The following is a 16,547-nucleotide window of genomic DNA, read 5'->3' on the forward strand; positions in this document are numbered from 1 at the left end:
GCTATTCGAGGTCGCCGTTTGGCAGGGTGGGGGTGAAATCAGTCTGGGTGTAAACCACTTCGCGATCCTGAAACCGCGCAGTGAGATGGGTCAGCCCGCGGATGGGCTCCAGCGTGAATTCGATCTCGCGTGGCAGGTCCTCACCACCTTCGCCCAGTGTCGTCACGAACTGCAGCCTCTGCGGCGTGGGATGCAGCGCATGGCGTGTGTTTACGCGCACGCCCGCATGTCCCAGGTAAGGAGCAAGCACGCCCGCCAATGCCCGGCCGTGCTGCTTTGACTGCAAAGAGACACAATCCTCCCAGTTCATGCCGCTCTGATAAGCGAATGGCACGGTGGGCATGGCGAGCGAGATTAATGACAGCAGCGACGAATGTCCGCCGGGACTGCTTTGAGTGATTTGCAGCGCATGCAGGCCGAGCACAGCCGTCAGGCTTTCTTTTCCACTGCGCAGCAGGTAACGGCCGGACTCGTCTAGCGTAGTTGCGAGGGTTTCATGCGAGACCTCCCCTCCGCTGCTGACACGATACGTGGCCGCTCCGGGTGCGAGGTGGGCCAGCGTGCCCAGCACGGTGGTGGAAACTGTGGCTGGAGCAATTCGGGCTCCCACTTTGGGCACACCGGCAAAGTTCCAGCGCACTCCATCGGCGCTGCGTATGAAGAAGTTCGTCAGGCAGAAGGGCGCTGTGGGCGCGCCGGTTTCCGTCGTGACCTGGTTGTGCAGGTGGATGTGTGGCACCGGGCTGCGGCCGGAGTTTCCGCAGTAGCCCAGCAGCTCTCCAGCACCAACCCGCTGACCGGTCTTCACCAGGATGCCGTTCTTCATGAAGTGCGCCAGTTTCACGATGCCGCCGTAGTCCAGGCGCAGAATCAGGTGATTGCCCCAGTTGCTGGCAAAGTTGCAACCTCCGGGCGCATTGTCTGCCACACCATCCACCACGCGGAGGATCTCACCGGCACCAGGCGCACGCACTTCCAGCCCCTGCGTGTAATAGCGGCTCAGGTCGTCATCACAGCCAGGAGGGCAGGCGTTGCCACTGGCGTCATGCACTTCAAAATCCAGCGCATGCTTCCACTCACCGCGGTGGCTCAGCTTGTCGTCAAATCCCTGCGTCACCGTCACCTCGCGCGCCGTGGGCAGCAGCACATGCGTCTCATGACGGTGGGGAAAGCGCGCATTCGCCAGCGCCAGTGCGGCGGCTGCCGCTTCCGGATTGTCAAACACACCCGCCGTCGGCAGCAGCGAGCCCGGCTTCTCACGCAGTCGCAGGCAGCACAGCAGACTCCAGATGGTCAACAGGTAGGGAAGCGGCAGGTACTCCCAGCCCGAGCCGCGCAGAAAATGCTGCACCGCCGCCACATGCAGCGCTGCCACGCCGCCGGCCACAAAAGCCAGCGCCAGACTGCTCCAAGATGGCACAAAGTACACCGCCCCCAGAGCCATGCCTGCAAGCAGGTAATTGTGCCCCGCAAACCAGCCCAGCCAGTGCAGCCCGCAGCCCTCCAGCAGCTTCACGATAAGAATGCCCCCGGCATAGCCCACAATGGCATTGATCATCGCCACCCGGGACCACATCAGCACCGCCAGCGTCACCGCCAACCCGGCCCACACATTGGGCAGAAACAAAATGGTACCCATGCTGCGCAGGAAGGCTGTCGCCACAAAGGGAAGCGCAGGCTCCTCTGGCAGCCCCATGTCCAGCAGCGTCGTGCTGGCCGCCCAGTGCGGGAAAAACGTCAGCAACGTGCCGAACGAAACCACAAAGGCCACGCTCAGCGGAGGCAGCCCGGCACGCAGTGGAAACCAGTGCCACAGCGCCGCCGAAAGCAGCAGAGTATACACTGTCACCACGCCCAGCATGCCCCAGACGGCTGCCAGGCCCAGCGTGGAGCCGCGTGTGATCCACGCCACTGCCAGCGCGCTCAGAAACACGTTGTAGAGCAGCGTGCCATCCTTCCGCATCGCGGTGGGCAGCTGCATCAGCTTTGCAATGAAGCCGCCCAGCACACACGCACTCATGGCAAACACAAAGTACCGCGGCATAAAAAGCAGCGCCGCGCACAGCAGCGCTCCCGTTTTCCAGCTGCCGCACAAAAAGATGGAGCTGGCGGCACGCGCTGCCTCCTGCAGTGGAGCAGCGCATGTTTTCAGATAGGGACGCAGCACTCGGCCGAGTGCCGCAGTCCTCTGCTTGAGAGAGGACACACGAGTGGTGGGTCCTTCGAGAATGGCCATCACGGGGAGGGTAGATGGAGCTTCCGAGTTCATGGGTTGAAGGATTGAGAGCGTTCTGTCTGCTTGACCACCGTACAGCCTCATTCCCGGCTGCCGCAGAGCAGATGCTCAGGCACACGCTCCAGCCGCTGCACGTAGTCCAGGTTTTCGCGCTCACGGATGATCTCCACCCGCCCGTCCAGCCCGATCATCACCACCGCCGGCCGGTAGGTGATGAATTGCATGCTTTGCGTGAAATTGTACGCACCCACCGGATGCATCACCAGATGATCGCCCGTGGTCATCGCCGGCAGAGAGACCTGCTCACGGATCACGTCGATGTTCATGCAAAGGCAGCCGTAGAGCTTCACCGGATGCTGCGCGCTCTCACGCAGCGCCTTCGCAGGCTTCACATTAAAACGGTACCAGTTCCCGCTGTAGAGGATGTTGATCCCGGCATCAATCACATACGCGGAACCCGTGGACTCTGGCATGTAAGCCGGAGCCTTCGCCGCCTTTCCTGCCAGTGTGATCGGCCCGGAGGCGCCCGTCTGCTTCACCGCCACGATGCTGGTGATGAGATACCCCGCCTCATCGACGAGCGCACGTCCGCTCTCCAGGTACAGGCGCGGGCGGCGATCCCTCGGCAGGGTGTTCAGCGCACCCGCAATGGCCTCCGCATATTTTTCGATCGGCGGCACCACCTGCTCCGCAGGCTGGTAGGAGTAATGCAGCGTGCTGAGAGACGGGAAACCGCCGCCAAGATTCAGATACTTCAGCGCCCACCCATAGCTCTCACGGCAGCGCTCCATCAGCGTGATCAGCTTCTCAGCCGCCACTTTGTACGCATTCGGCTCCAGGATGTAGGTGCCGATGTGCGTGTGCAGCCCCTGCAAATTCAGCCGCCCCCTGCTTTCAGCGATCCGGCGGATCGCCCGCCATGCCTCGCCATTCTCCACGCCAAAACCAAACTTGCTCCACACCGGCTGAATGCCAGCGTCCAGCCAGCAGCGGATCGCGATGTCGATGCTCCTTCCCTGCTCCTTCGCAATCGTGTCCAGCAGCAGCAGCTCGTCCCAGTTGTCCACCTGGATCATCGCGCCTTCGCTCGCCGCCAGCTCCAGCCCCGCACGCGTCTTGTGCGGTCCGTTGAAGATGATGTCACGTCCGGCAATGCCGTTGCGCCTTGCCTTTTCATACTCAAACTCGCTCACCACCTCGGCGATCGAGCCCTCGCTGTGAAACACACGGCAGATCGCGTTGAGGTAGTTGGTCTTGTAGCTCCACGCAAAGCGCGTGTTCGGATAGCGGCTCTCAAAGGCCTCACGGGCCCGCTGGATTTTTTCGCGCAGCGTGCGCTCGGAGAAGACAAACAGCGGCGAGCCAAAGCGTGCCGCCAGGTCCGCCACCGGCACGCCGTCGATGCGTTCGCAGATGTTGCTGTTCAGGCCGTGCGCATGGCGGTTGCGGTTGGCGGCGCTGTTCTGGCCGCTGAGATGCCGGGTGATGGTCGGCGGGGAATAAGGAAGAAGCGTTTGCATGGGAGGGTGCCGTAAAGGGTTGGAAAAAATCAGAGGCTGCGGGATGCGGCGGGATGCTGAATGATCTCGCGCGGCTGGCGGAAGAACTGACCGCTCGTGGTCAGCGCAGCCAGATCACGAATGTCGCCGGTCATGTCGATCGCATGACGGATGAAGAACTTGCCAGGAACCGCGTGGCGCAGAGGTTCGCGCGGCTGCCAGCCCAGCGCCAGCTCCAGTGCGGCGGCAGGCAGGTTGCAGTTCAGCGTGGAGGGAAAGTCGCACCACGCTGGAAACCGTGGATTGATCTCGATCAGGCAGTACTCGCCCTTGGCGCCTTCCTCTTTGACAAACTCCAGTTCAAACGGGCCGTTCCACCGCAGCTCAGCGATCAGCGACTGCGCGATCGCGTCCAGTTGTGGATCACGAACCACCATTCCTCCAAAACCCTTGCCGCTCGCGGTGCGCAGCATCTTGCGAATCGAGCACGAGCCGAGAATCCGGCCTGAACCATCTCCCAACCCAATGACGTTGTACTCCTCTCCCTGCACATTTTCCTGCACCAGCACCGGCGCGCCCCACTGTTCCATCATATGCCAGTAGGCAGCCTCGCGTGCGGCAGGAGTCACAGCATGCCTGGCTTCATAAAAGCGGCCTTTCACAAACACATTGCCGCCCAGCGATGCCGCCGCCTGGTGCAGCGAGCTTATATCCGTCACCGCCACCGTTCTCGGTGTGCGGCAGTGCGTGCGCTCGCACAGCTCGGCCAGCTTGGATTTGTCTCGGCACTTGAAACTCGCCGCCGTTGGCAGGCAGGCATGGATGCCGCGCTCGCGCAGCTTCTCAGGCGCATCCACCAGCGGAGCCATTTCAGCATCCAGGCAGGGGATCAGCACATCAAAGCGCTCCACTTCGCGGATTGCGTCCAGCCTCTGCCAGAAGGCCTCCACACCCGCGCCGGGATAGGACATGGTAAAGGCCGCATCCGGCGCGTCCTCATCGCTGAACAGCCCGCTTTCCAGCGAGTCGTAAACAAGGCCGATGATGCGCAGCTCAGGATAAACACGGCGCAGGCTGCGGATCACAGCAGAACCCGGCTGGGGATTTTCACCGCGATGAAGCCCGGTGACGGCGATGACAGGAGATGCATTCATGGGAGGATGAATTTCAGGGTTAAAAAAGAGGGCGGATCAGTTCGACTCAGGGGTCAGTCCCAGGTGGACCAGCTCTGCCAGGAAGGACTCCAGGTCCCGCTCCGCCGTGCTGCGGCTCACCTCAAAGCGTGAGGTCAGGCGGTCCAGTATCTGCAGCCGCGTCATGCCATCGCCCAGTGCCTGCATCACCACCAGCGCCGTCGGGCTGGCTGTGAAAAACTCGCCGCTCATCGCATCAAAGCCAAAGCCATCCGCCTGCCAGGTCACGGTTTGGAAGTCAAAGGTGTCCACTGCCGGGCGGGCGGCGGTAGCTGGTACCCTGAAGGGAGATGGCTCCAGCTGCTGCTGGCTGATGGGACGGTTCAGGGTGGAAAGGGGCGCGAGTTTCATGGCGGTGGTTGATTGCTTCACACCACATAGAAACCCGGCAGGTTAACCCTACCCCCGCAGCCAAGATGAATACGCGTTTATTTTTGCTTTCAGCGGTCCGGCAGGCGGCGCTCCGTAGGCGGGGCATCACTGGCGTTCAGCGCAGTCAGCTGATGAAGAATCAGCGTTTTGTTTGCCTGCTGCATCTGGCCATTCCAGAAGTTGTCCGGATCCATCGGGCCATTCCACGCCCTCCTCACCTCTGGCATGCCCTCGATGGTAGTTTCCTGCCGGACATCTTCCAGCATCCGCCTTCTTTGTTCTTGGAGCATGGGTTTCCAGGTCTGGTCTGCGGCTGCGGATTCCTGCTTTTCTTGATGCGCACTATAATAGCGCACGCTCACCCACCAGGTCGTCGCGGGCACCGCTAGGGCGGCGATTAACATCACCCCCCTGGTTAATTTTGAGGATGTCGTTTTCATGAGGAAAACGAATTCATTTTCCTGTGTCCCGCAAGCCTCTCGTTTGGAAGCGCAGTTGACGCCCCGCTGCCTAGGGCGTAGCCATCGCCCCCATGAGCACCACTCGCACTCAGGGGATTTCGCTGATCACAGCCACGGCGGTGGTGGTGGCAAACATGATCGGCACCGGCGTCTTTACGTCTTTGGGCTTTCAGGTGGGTTCGCTGCCCTCCGGCTTTGTGCTCCTCATGCTCTGGGTCGTCGGCGGCGTCTGCGCCTTCTGCGGTGCAGTTTGCTATGGCGAACTGGCTGCCGCACTGCCACGCTCGGGTGGCGAGTACCATTTCCTCTCCAAGATTTTTCACCCCTCTGTTGGCTTCCTTTCCGGCTGGCTCTCGGTCACCGTGGGCTTTGCCGCTCCCATCGCACTGGCCGCCATGGCCTTCGGCAAATACTTCTCCGGCATCTTTCCCACGGCACCTGCCACCACCTGGTCCCTCGTCATGGTGTGGCTCGTCACGCTGATTCACGTTTCCGGCATCCACACCGCAGCCCGGTTTCAAAACGCCGCCACCTGGCTCAAGGTGGCGCTCATCCTCGTCTTCATAGGTGCAGGCTTCTGGTTTGGCAAAGCCCAGCCCGTGCAGTTCCTCCCGGTCAAAGGAGACCTTTCCCTGCTCGGCAGCACGCCCTTCGCCGTCAGCCTTGTTTACGTCATGTATGCCTACGCCGGCTGGAATGCCGCCACCTACATCGTCGGAGACATCCGTGACCCGCAGAAAAACGTCCCCCTCGCCATCGCCTTGGGAACGTTGCTCGTCGCAGGGCTCTACATCGCCCTCAATGCCGTCTTCCTCCATGTGGCCCCCATGGCCGAGCTCAATGGCAAGCTCGATGTCGGCCACATCGCCGCCGACCACATCTTTGGCACCACAGGCGGTAAAATCATGTCCGGCCTCATCTGCCTCGGTCTCGTTTCCAGCATCAGCGCCATGACCTGGGTCGGCCCGCGTGTCATGAAGACCATGGGCCAGGACCTCCGCATCCTCTCCCCGCTCGCTGCCAGTGACGAGCGCGGGGTGCCCGTCGCCGGTTTGTTTGTCCAGCTTGCCATCGTCATCACCCTTCTTCTCACCGCCAGCTTTGAGACCGTCCTCACCTGCGTGCAGTTCAGCATTCAGCTCGGTTCCTTCGCCACCGTCGTCGGCCTCATCGTCCTGCGCATCAAGCAGCCCGACCTGCCCCGCCCCTACCGCTGCTGGGGCTATCCTGTCACTCCCATCCTCTTTCTCGGCATCAGTCTCTGGATGATGATCTTCGTCGCCAAAAAACATCCGGATGAAACCCTTGCCGGAATGGCGTTGATTTTGCTCGGTTGGATCATTTATTTCCTCTCACCGCGTAGTCCACGCACTCCATGAAAAAGCTGCTCGCCCTGCTGGTTGCCCTGGCTCAAACTGCCACGGCTGTGACTCCCACCCCCAACGAGCAGGCGCGCTTCCTCGCCGGCCTGCCCCAGGAAGGCTCCTCACTGGCCGAATTTGCCAGGCGCGGCGAGTTCAACTCCCACGCCAAAGAACTCGACGCCACCTGGGCAGATGCCGAAGAGCGCCAGTTCAGCAAAATCCGCGAATGGGCGCCCATGGGCCTGCCTGAAGCTGTCCACGACACCGCCCCTCTGCTCTACGTTTTCAGCGGCCCGGACTTCCTCCACGCCCATACCTTCTTTCCCAACGCCTCAACCTACGTGCTCGCCGCTGTGGAGCCCGTGGGCCAACTCCCTGACGTGACCCAGCTCAGCCCCGGGGAACTCGGCTCCTCCCTGCGCAATCTCCGCACCACTCTCAATGCCTCCCTCAGCTTCAGCTTCTTCATCACCGCAGACATGAAGAAGGACCTGCAGGCCACCAAGCTCACCGGCACCCTGCCCGTCCTCTACGTCTTCCTCGCACGCTGCGGCTGCCACATTCAAAACGTGGAAAAAATCTGGCTCAATGCCGAGGGCAAGGTCCTCACGGACAAGGAAACCAAAACCTCCGGCGCACGCATCACCTTCCTAGGCCCAACTGGGAAACATCAGACGCTCTATTACTTCTCCACCAACATCGCCGACTGGGCTCTCAAGCAGGATGCCTCCTTCCTCCGCTTCTGCGATGGCCTTGGCACCATGAACGGCTTCACCAAGTCCGCCTCCTACCTCATGCACATGAGCGACTTCCACGCCATTCGCGACTACCTCCTGCACCACTGCCACACCATCACACAGGACGACTCCGGCATCATGTGGAAGGACTTCCCCCGCGACTCCTGGGATGTGAAAGCCTACGGCTGGTACCCTGGCCCCATCGCTCTCTTCAAGCAGCACTTCCAGACCGACCTCGACGAATATTTCCGCAAGAACGAAGTCCCCGCTCTTCCCTTCGGCATCGGCTACCAGTGGCGGCCCAAAAGCAGCACTCTGATCTACGGGGTTTCAAAAATGATGGTCCGCAAAGCCATTCCGGTCGATGACGACAAACCCGTCGCCGCTCAGCCAGTGCCCCCCCAGCCTGCCGTCACTCCACCCGTCATCACACCAGCTCCGCAGCCAGCCGCCGTTCCAAAAGCTCTTCCTGTTCTTCCCAACGCGCCTCGGCAATGAAATTCACGGCCCCTTGGAAAACAGCAGCCTCAGCATCTCCGCGTCATTTGGCTTCGAATCCTTCGCCAGCCTCACGATGATCAGATTCCTTGATGGCACGATGTAAAGCCGCTGCCCGTAGGAGCCGATGCACGCGATGAGATCCGCCGGCGCTGCGCGGCACAGGCACGCATTGCGCCACGACTGCTGGTGCCACTTTTTATCCAGCATCGACTCCGCATCCACCTCGTGGCCGGACTTGGTGCCCGCCGCACGGTTGTTCCAGAAACCGAAGGCAAACGCCGCATTCGCGCTGCTGCCCTGCAGTTTCATGAGCACCTCCTCATGCTTCAGCATCCACGTGCCCAGCTCAGACCACTGGCGCGCCGTCTGCATGAATCCGGCTGCCAGCAGCGGCGCCCCATGCTGGTCAGGCAGGTAGCGCTGCGATCCCAGCCCCAGCGGTGCCAGCACCTTGCGCTCCAGGTAGCGGATCGGCGTCTGCTTCTTTTCCAGCTTGCGCGCCAGCAGCTCATGAAACACCTGCAGCGCCGCAGGCCCGTAGATGAAGGACTTCCCCGGCACCGCCACCGCCCCGGCCTTCAGCGCCGCCGTGGTGCGGTCTGGAAAGCTGTTCTCATGCAGGCCAAACATCGGCTCCAGCCCATGGCTGAAATCCAGCAGCTGACGCACCGTGATCTTGCTCTTGCGCGCATCCCCCTGCCATTCGGTGATGGTGTCTGACACGCGCTCGTCAAAGCTGAAGAGCCCCTCCTTCTCCGCCGCAAAGGCCGTCAGTCCCCAGAAAGCCTTTGTGCCACTGTAGATCCGGTGCGGCTCTTTTTTCGCATGCCCGTTCGCATACGACTCGTGCACGATCTTCCCGTTTTGCTTGATCAGCAGCGCGTGTCCGCCATGCGCGGTGGAATACGCAGCCGCAGCCTCGATCCCCTGCGCTGTGAGCGGCTCCACCGCAGGCGCGGCCGTGAAAAAATGCAGAAATGCCAGCAGCGGCTTCATGCTGCAAACCTAGCCGAAAATTCACCGCTTTGCAGTTCCGAATGACGAAATAAACTCTCCATCATACCGCACAGCTCTGCTCGGTTTCTCCATCATTCCCCCTTACCACTCCCTCACCTCCCGGTGGACAATCGCCCATCTCACCGCATCATCTCCGCCGCATGCGCATTCTCCTCGTCGAAGACCAGGCCAAGCTCCTCTCCTTTGCCAAAAAGGGGCTCGAGGAGCAGGGCATTCAGGTCGATGCCGTTAGCGATGGCGACGAGGCCTGGGAAATGGCCACCACCGTGCCGTACGACGCTCTCGTGCTCGACATCATGGTGCCCGGCCGCGACGGCCTCAGCATCCTGCGCGGCCTGCGGGACAAGCGCAACAACGTCCCCGTCATCCTCCTCACCGCACGCTCCACCCTCCCCGAAAAAATCGAGGGACTTAATCTCGGAGCGGATGACTACATGACCAAGCCCTTCTTCGTCGAAGAGCTGGCCGCCCGCCTCCACACCGTCGTCCGCCGCAAGGCTGGAGACTCCAGCCACCTCATCCGTGTGGATGACCTCTGCATCAATCTTCTGGAGCGCAAGACCAGCCGAGCAGGCGTGGAGATCGAGCTCAGCACCCGCGAATTCGAGCTTCTGGAGCACCTCATGCGCAGTCCCGGCCGCGTCTTTGGCCGCATGCAGATCTACGAGCACGTCTGGGGCTACAACATGGACCCAGAGACCAATCTCGTGGAAGTTTACATCCAGCGCCTGCGCGCCAAGATCGACAAAGACCACGAAAAAAAACTCATCCGCACCGTCCGCGGCGTCGGTTACGCCCTCGGTGGCGGCTGACTCAGATCTAGTAATCGGGCCATTCCTGGCCCGTCTGATGTCGCCCCCGCTCGAAAATCTGACACCGCGCATCCCGGCATTGCATATCCCCGCCTTCCCGCTCTACCTTGATTTTCAATGACGAGCGCCAAGAGCACTGCCAGCCCAGCTCCCCATGACAGCAGCCTCCACCAGTGGCTGATGCTCGGCGTCTCCACAGCTTTCCTTACCTTGGTCGGCCTCGTCCTGCCGCATGGAGACAGTGGCGAAGATTTCCGCCAGTGGTTCATGACCCACCTTTTCTTCCGTCCGGTCATCGTCATCCTCTGGGCCATCATCATCATCGAGGGCTTCGCAGGCTTGTTTGCCTCCTCTGCACCCTGGCCCTCACGTCTCCGGCGTCTAGTCCTCACCTCGCTGCTTCCTCCTCTGCGCATGATCACCGCCAGCAGCAAGCCCGGCGGCTGGCTCTGGCTCCCTGGCATGGGCTGGAAGACTCCCGGAGAGGCCACGTCCGAGCAGCTGGAGCAAAAGCTGGCCCTGCCCATGCTCATCCTAACCCTCCTCGTGCTCCCCGTGCTGGGTGCCGAGCTCACTGGTGGTGAGACCCTCGAAAACCACCCGCGCATGGCCCTGGCCACGCATCTGATGACTTGCATCATCTGGATCGGCTTCACCATGGAGTTCCTCTGGATGGTCGCCGCGGCTCCAGACAAGCTGGGCTACTGCCTCAAAAACTGGGTCAATCTCGTCATCATCCTCCTGCCTCTCGTGGCCTTCCTTCGGGTGCTGAATATCTTCCGTTTCACCCGCATGCTGCGCGCTGGCAAGCTCCTCCGCGCCTACCGCCTTCGCGGTCTCTGGACTCGCCTGTGGCGCCTCGCTCTGCTCTTCAAGCTCATCGACCGCCTCCAGCAGCGCGACCCCAGAAAATACTGCACTGCTTTGGAAAAGCGCATCGCCGACCTCGAAGAGGATCTGGCAGAGATGCGCGCACGGCTGGCCGAGCAGCGCAGCAAGCTGCCCCACGAGTGAGCTTTTTTTGAAGCTTCTGTAGTTTGACACCCCTGTTGGCTGTCGGTTATAATTTTCATAATGAACACCCAGATTGTTCTACCACTTTCCCCCAAATTTCTTAGCCTCATCTGCTTCCTGCCTATCCTGCTTGCCGCCGTAGCCTCTCAGGCCCAGCAGCTGCCCCCTCAGGTCATTGAGCAGGCCAGGCGTGAGTCCCTGCCTGCAGAAAAGCGCGCCAAACACGACAACTACCAGGCCGCCGCCAAATACTGGTACGCCAGTCGCAACCCCAAGCACCTGGAGGATATGGATGAGGCGCTTGCAGACTTGCTCCCTAGCGCCACCCAGCTCTCCTCCGCTATCGACAACTTCCACAGCTGGGAGGAGGCGCAGAAATACAAGCCCTACCACGATGCTGGCGCCGTGCTCCTGGCCAAGGCCTACACCTGCCTCTACTACGGCGACGTCAAAAAAGCCGCACCCGCCGTTGAGCTTATCGAGACCAAGTTTCCTTATGCCATGCTGCTGCAGGAAGATCGTGGCCTCCAATGGGTCCGTGAAAATCTGCGCTACCATGAGCACTGCTGCATGCTCTATGCCGCCATGAGCCTGAAGGTCGTCGGCAAAATCCACTTCCCCCATGAGCGCGATGAGTTTGACGGACGCCAGCAGCGCAAGGCCCTGGAACACATGGCAGTGCTCCGTCTGCGCGAGGGCAATGTCGATCGCCTGGAGCATTTCTTCACCGCCATCAATCACAGCGAACTCCAGACCTCAGGCGGCGACTGGGCCCTGGACATCATCATGAACGCCATGCGCCCGCTGGACCAGGACTTCCAGACGGAGAAAGCCTGGCGGGAGATCCACGACGCCATCCTCATCTGGCAGAAGCAGAAGCCCACCTCCATCTTTGCCCGCCTCGCCGAGGCCCGCTTTTTATACAATTACTCCATGTACGAGGCCAGGCACAGCGCCACCTTTGCCCTCATCCGCGATGCCTCCGAGCGCGGCCTGGGGTTGATGCCGGACATTCCCAAGACCAGCCCTGCCTGGTACGACACCATGCTTCGCCTTCAGGCCGTCGCCGGTCGGCCCGCTCATGAGATCGCTCCAGTCTTCAAACAGGGACTGGACAAATACCCCGACTACACCCCTTACGCCGTCGCACTCGGTCGCTGCTTCGTGAATGGCGGCGAGACTGGTCGCCAGGTCTGTGCCGAGATTATCGAACAACTGCAGTCCACATCCAAAGGAGCACTGGCCGCCCAGATGCTGCGCCGCATCTATTTCGATGGCGACCTGCCCGCCATCCAGCCACGTCTGAATCTCGACACCGTCGAGCGCTGCATCCGCGACGCCGTGGCCCGTTGGCCGGACAGCTACGAGCTCCGCAGCGACCTCGGCATACTCGCCGTCACCATTGGCAGGCGCGCGCTTGCCGCAGACATCATGCAGGGCATGAGCAAGAAATGGTGCCGCTATGCCTGGAAAGGCCGCGAGGACATCGCCATCCTCCTCACCAGCCCGGACACAGCGCACCCTCCTCGCGTGGACCCCACGCGCAAGACCACGCTTTAAAAAACCGGTTACTGACCCAGGCTCAGGTACTCGCGCACCGTGTGGTTCATCGCCCGGCGTGCCGGTGGGAAGCACTCGGCCACTTTCTCAAAGGTCTCCTCCATGGCAAACTCGTCCGCCAGCACATGCCTGCGAGCAGCCTCCAGGTGGCTCACCACCACCTGCTCGTAGTAGTCCACATCCGGCGCGCCTCGCCGTGCTGCACGCCGGTGCAGAAAATCCGGATACAGGCACGTCAGCACCAGAAACTGGTTCGCACACTGCACATGCAGGAAGAACTTGTGGTGCCGGCTCGCATTCTCGATCGCCTCCAGGTAGTCCACGCTGTACAGGCTGTCGATCGCGTGGTTGATGTCGTTCGGTCCCTTCGTCGGCGAGCAGCCAAAGTCTGCGCATACCACCGCCATGTAGTCCGCCACCGCCACCTCCTGGATGCCAAACTCCTTCAGCGAGTGTCGCACCACGATGAAAAAGAACAGCTCCGGTGAAAGCATCGCCGCTTTGCGGGAGAGGATCGCGGCGTCAAAGAGCTTGTCATTGTCGAGGATTAGCGGCACCGCGTCGGGGTCGTCCAGCATCGCATTGAAGCCCTCTCGTCCGCGCTCATCCAGCGCCAGGGTGTCTCGAATGAAATTCCAATCCGTCGGGGTGAAACGGAACCAGCAGCCAGGGCGGGGAAAGCGCGTCATGGAGATGAGTTGTGAACTGTCTTCTACCTTTAGCATAACGAATGCCAGTTGGTTTTAATCCTTTTGACGGGGGGCTTTCAGCTTTGTTCAATCGCCGCTCAGGAACCCATAAAATGCCTTGGCGCACCCCCGCTTCGTGCTAATCACACCCATGCCCAGAACCGACGGCCGCACCCCTGACCAGCTCCGCAAAATCGACTACGTCCTCGACGTCGCCCCGCACGCCGCGGGCTCCGTCCTCATCGCCTTTGGCAACACCCGCGTCATCTGCACCGCCTGCATCAATGAAGAGGTGCCCCGCTGGATGAAAGTCCAGAACGTCAAAGGCGGCTGGCTCACCGCCGAGTACTCCATGCTCCCCTACTCCACGCTGGAGCGCAAAGACCGCGAAAGCTCTCGCGGCAGGCCCGATGGTCGTAGCACCGAAATCCAGCGCCTCATCGGCCGCAGCCTCCGCGCTGTCGTCGATCTCGAAAAGCTCGGTGCCCGCACCCTCTGCGTGGACTGCGATGTACTCCAGGCAGACGGCGGCACCCGCACCGCCGCCATCACCGGTGCCTGCATCGCCGTGGCTGTCGCCTTCAACCGTCTCCTTGAAAAAGGCAAGATCACCCAGCAGCCTCTCAAAAAGAAGATCGCCGCCGTCAGCGTCGGCATCGTCAAAGGCGAAACGCTGCTCGATCTCTGCTACACCGAAGACGCCGCCGCCGATGTGGATAGCAACATCGTCCTCACCGAGCACGGCGAATTCGTCGAGATTCAGGGCAGCGGCGAAGAAGCCACCTTCACCGAGGCCCAGCTCCACTCCATGCTCGAATACGGCCGCAAAGGCATCAAGGAACTCATCGCCATTCAGGACGCCGCCATCACCAGCGCCATGAAGCCCGCCCAGAGCAAGGACCTCCAAAACCTCGCCTCCTTCTTCGGCAAACGCTGATCGCAGAAGTTTGCAGCACTTTGCTTTCGTTTAAGGTAGTTGGCAGTGGTTTGGCAGACCACCGACAACAATCGTAAACAACAGTCAACACTGCAAACTCCCCATGACCGCGTTGCTTCTCGATCCCATCTACCAGCAGCACGATCCCGGCCCCGGTCACCCTGAAAGCATCCGGCGCCACGTCGCAGTCACGCAGGCGCTCACCGACGCAGGCCTTGTCGCCAAAGCACAGCACATTCCCCCGCGTGCTGCCACGCTCGACGAGCTCGCCCTCTGCCATGATCGCGGCTACATCGCCACGGCAAAGAAGGATGTGGAATCCGGCCTCGATGACCTCAGCACCGGAGATACCGCCATCTGCTCACGCTCCTACGATGTGGCGCTGCAGGCCGTCGGCGGCGTCCTGAATGCCGTCGACTCAGTCTTCTCAGGCAAAGCCGCCAACGCCTTCTGCGCCGTGCGCCCTCCGGGCCATCACGCACGCCCCGCCCAGGGCATGGGCTTCTGCCTTTTCAACAACATCGCCATCGCCGCACGCTACGCCCAGCAGAAGCACGGCGCGCATAAGGTCGCCATCATCGACTGGGACGTGCACCACGGCAACGGCACGCAGGACATCTTCTATGAAGACGACAGCGTCTTCTTCTGCAGCACCCACCAGAGCCCTCTCTACCCCTTCACCGGCCACGCCAATGAAACCGGTAGCGGCAAAGGGCTGGGCACCACGCTCAATCTCCCCTTCCCTGCCCGCTCCGGCATAAGCACCATCGGCGCCGCCTTCACAGATCGCGTCTTGCCCGCCATCGACTCCTTCAAGCCCGACCTTATTCTCATCTCCGCCGGCTTCGACTCCCGCATCGACGACCCCCTCGGCCAGTTCCGCCTCACTGACGACGACTTCGTTGCATTGACAAAACTCCTGCTCGCCTCCGCAAGGACCCACTGCCAGCACCGCCTCATCTCCATCCTCGAAGGCGGCTACAACATCCAGGGCCTCGCCAGCGCCGTGACCCACCACGTACGGACTTTGGTGGAATAGGAAACAAACCCAAGCTTCGGCGGCGTTGACAGTTTATTTACAGAAGCTGTCCTTGTCATAGACCCGCTTTTTTGATGGCATGTACACACATTCCTAAAAATCCTTATGCCTCATTCCCCGCTTCCGCAGGACGACGTCGCCGCTATTGATGAGCTTCGCAAGGTTTACGTCCAGCTGGGCGACGAGCTGAAAAAGATCATCGTCGGTCAACAGAAGGTCGTAGAGCAGCTCGCCATCTGCCTTTTCGCACGCGGTCATGCCCTTCTCATGGGCGTGCCCGGCCTGGCCAAAACCCTGCTCATCTCCCGCCTCGCGGAGACCATGTCCCTCAGCTTCAGCCGCATCCAGTTCACGCCGGATCTCATGCCCATGGACATCACCGGCACCGACATTCTGCAGGAGCTTCCCGGCGGCAAACGCGCCTTCGAGTTCGCCAAAGGCCCCGTCTTTGCCAACATCGTCCTCGCAGACGAAATCAATCGAGCCCCCGCCAAGACCCAGGCCGCCATGCTTGAGGCCATGCAGGAGCACAAGGTCACTGTCGCCGGTCGCACCTACACCCTCGACAGCCCCTTCTTCGTCCTCGCCACCCAGAACCCCATCGAGCAGGAGGGCACCTACCCTCTCCCCGAAGCCCAGCTCGACCGCTTCATGTTCATGATCGGCGTGGACTATCCCACCCGCGAAGAAGAGATCGCCATCGCCCGCACAACCACCGGTACCAGTTTGCCCAGGCTCGAACACATCCTCGATGGCCCCAAGGTGCTCGCCTTTCAAGAACTCGTCCGCCGCGTTCCTGTGCCGGATCACCTCTACGAGTTCGCCGTCGATCTCGTCCGTAAAACAAGACCCGCCAGCCACGAAGCCCCCTCATGGCTCAAACCCCTCGTCAGCTGGGGTGCAGGCCCTCGTGCTGTGCAGTATTTGATCCTCGGCGCCAAAGCCCGCGCCGCACTCCACGGCAGTTACATGGTCCGTTTGGAAGACCTCATGGAAGTCGCCGAACCCGTCCTCCGCCACCGCGTCATGACCACGTTCACGGCTGAGAGCGATGGCGTCAGCAGCTGCGATGTGACGAAGAGATTGGTGAATGAGCTCGCCAAGGCAGGGTGAATA

15 protein-coding genes are annotated in these 16,547 nt (G+C 61.2%); 8 read left to right on the forward strand and 7 right to left on the reverse strand.

What is annotated here, in order from left to right; all coding sequences use genetic code 11:
* Position 1: 1 nt before the first annotated feature.
* From HNQ65_RS18595 to HNQ65_RS18615, 5 genes are all read right to left on the reverse strand, one after another.
* Complete coding sequence (locus tag HNQ65_RS18595) at positions 2-2,269, reverse strand: urea transporter (protein ID WP_184341735.1); 2,268 nt, start codon at positions 2,267-2,269, stop codon at positions 2-4.
* A gap of 47 nt (positions 2,270-2,316) precedes the next feature.
* Positions 2,317-3,756, reverse strand: a complete 1,440-nt coding sequence (locus tag HNQ65_RS18600; protein ID WP_184341738.1) for an alanine racemase — start codon at positions 3,754-3,756, stop codon at positions 2,317-2,319.
* Positions 3,757-3,785: 29 nt separating this feature from the next.
* Positions 3,786-4,889 (reverse strand): ATP-grasp domain-containing protein, encoded by a 1,104-nt coding sequence (locus HNQ65_RS18605; protein ID WP_184341739.1) that lies wholly within the window; start codon positions 4,887-4,889, stop codon positions 3,786-3,788.
* Positions 4,890-4,925: 36 nt separating this feature from the next.
* A complete protein-coding gene (locus HNQ65_RS18610) occupies positions 4,926-5,279 on the reverse strand; it encodes a PqqD family protein (protein ID WP_184341741.1) in 354 nt (117 codons plus the stop codon).
* An 89-nt stretch (positions 5,280-5,368) separates the two neighbouring features.
* The gene (locus HNQ65_RS18615; RefSeq protein WP_184341743.1) at positions 5,369-5,740 is read right to left on the reverse strand and encodes a hypothetical protein; all 372 of its coding nucleotides are present in this window, start codon (positions 5,738-5,740) and stop codon (positions 5,369-5,371) included.
* A gap of 92 nt (positions 5,741-5,832) precedes the next feature.
* On the opposite strand from HNQ65_RS18615, the gene HNQ65_RS18620 reads away from it, so the two are divergent.
* Together HNQ65_RS18620 and HNQ65_RS18625 are read left to right on the forward strand one after the other, a co-directional pair.
* Positions 5,833-7,140 (forward strand): APC family permease, encoded by a 1,308-nt coding sequence (locus tag HNQ65_RS18620; protein ID WP_184341745.1) that lies wholly within the window; start codon positions 5,833-5,835, stop codon positions 7,138-7,140.
* On the forward strand, positions 7,137-8,360 hold the full coding sequence (locus tag HNQ65_RS18625; RefSeq protein WP_184341747.1) for a hypothetical protein: 1,224 nt from the start codon (positions 7,137-7,139) through the stop codon (positions 8,358-8,360). The genes HNQ65_RS18620 and HNQ65_RS18625 overlap by 4 nt, the downstream gene beginning before the upstream one ends.
* Positions 8,361-8,363: 3 nt before the next feature.
* On the opposite strand, the gene HNQ65_RS18630 is transcribed toward HNQ65_RS18625, so the two are convergent.
* Positions 8,364-9,359, reverse strand: a complete 996-nt coding sequence (locus HNQ65_RS18630) for a serine hydrolase (protein ID WP_184341749.1) — start codon at positions 9,357-9,359, stop codon at positions 8,364-8,366.
* Positions 9,360-9,520: 161 nt separating this feature from the next.
* On the opposite strand from HNQ65_RS18630, the gene HNQ65_RS18635 reads away from it, so the two are divergent.
* The 3 genes from HNQ65_RS18635 (at position 9,521) to HNQ65_RS18645 (ending at position 12,766) form a co-directional block, all read left to right on the forward strand.
* Positions 9,521-10,192 carry a response regulator transcription factor gene (locus tag HNQ65_RS18635; protein ID WP_184341751.1) on the forward strand — a complete coding sequence of 224 codons (672 nt, stop codon included), beginning with the start codon at positions 9,521-9,523 and terminating at the stop codon, positions 10,190-10,192.
* Between the two features lie 117 nt (positions 10,193-10,309).
* Positions 10,310-11,206 carry a PspA/IM30 family protein gene (locus HNQ65_RS18640; RefSeq protein WP_184341753.1) on the forward strand — a complete coding sequence of 299 codons (897 nt, stop codon included), beginning with the start codon at positions 10,310-10,312 and terminating at the stop codon, positions 11,204-11,206.
* A gap of 60 nt (positions 11,207-11,266) precedes the next feature.
* On the forward strand, positions 11,267-12,766 hold the full coding sequence (locus HNQ65_RS18645) for a hypothetical protein (RefSeq protein WP_184341755.1): 1,500 nt from the start codon (positions 11,267-11,269) through the stop codon (positions 12,764-12,766).
* Between the two features lie 8 nt (positions 12,767-12,774).
* Here the strand turns inward: HNQ65_RS18645 and HNQ65_RS18650 are convergent, their stop codons facing one another.
* Positions 12,775-13,455, reverse strand: coding sequence for a hypothetical protein (locus HNQ65_RS18650; protein ID WP_184341757.1), 681 nt, complete (start codon positions 13,453-13,455; stop codon positions 12,775-12,777).
* A gap of 151 nt (positions 13,456-13,606) precedes the next feature.
* Between HNQ65_RS18650 and rph the strand changes: the two genes are divergently transcribed.
* The 3 genes from rph to HNQ65_RS18665 all read left to right on the forward strand — a co-directional run bounded on the left by rph (position 13,607) and on the right by HNQ65_RS18665 (position 16,544).
* Entirely contained in the window at positions 13,607-14,392 is a 786-nt protein-coding gene (rph, locus tag HNQ65_RS18655; protein ID WP_184341760.1) for a ribonuclease PH, read from the forward strand.
* Positions 14,393-14,495: 103 nt separating this feature from the next.
* A complete protein-coding gene (locus tag HNQ65_RS18660) occupies positions 14,496-15,431 on the forward strand; it encodes a histone deacetylase family protein (protein ID WP_184341762.1) in 936 nt (311 codons plus the stop codon).
* Between the two features lie 105 nt (positions 15,432-15,536).
* A complete protein-coding gene (locus HNQ65_RS18665) occupies positions 15,537-16,544 on the forward strand; it encodes an AAA family ATPase (protein ID WP_184341763.1) in 1,008 nt (335 codons plus the stop codon).
* Positions 16,545-16,547: the final 3 nt, after the last annotated feature.

Source organism: Prosthecobacter vanneervenii (assembly GCF_014203095.1).
GTDB lineage: Bacteria > Verrucomicrobiota > Verrucomicrobiia > Verrucomicrobiales > Verrucomicrobiaceae > Prosthecobacter > Prosthecobacter vanneervenii.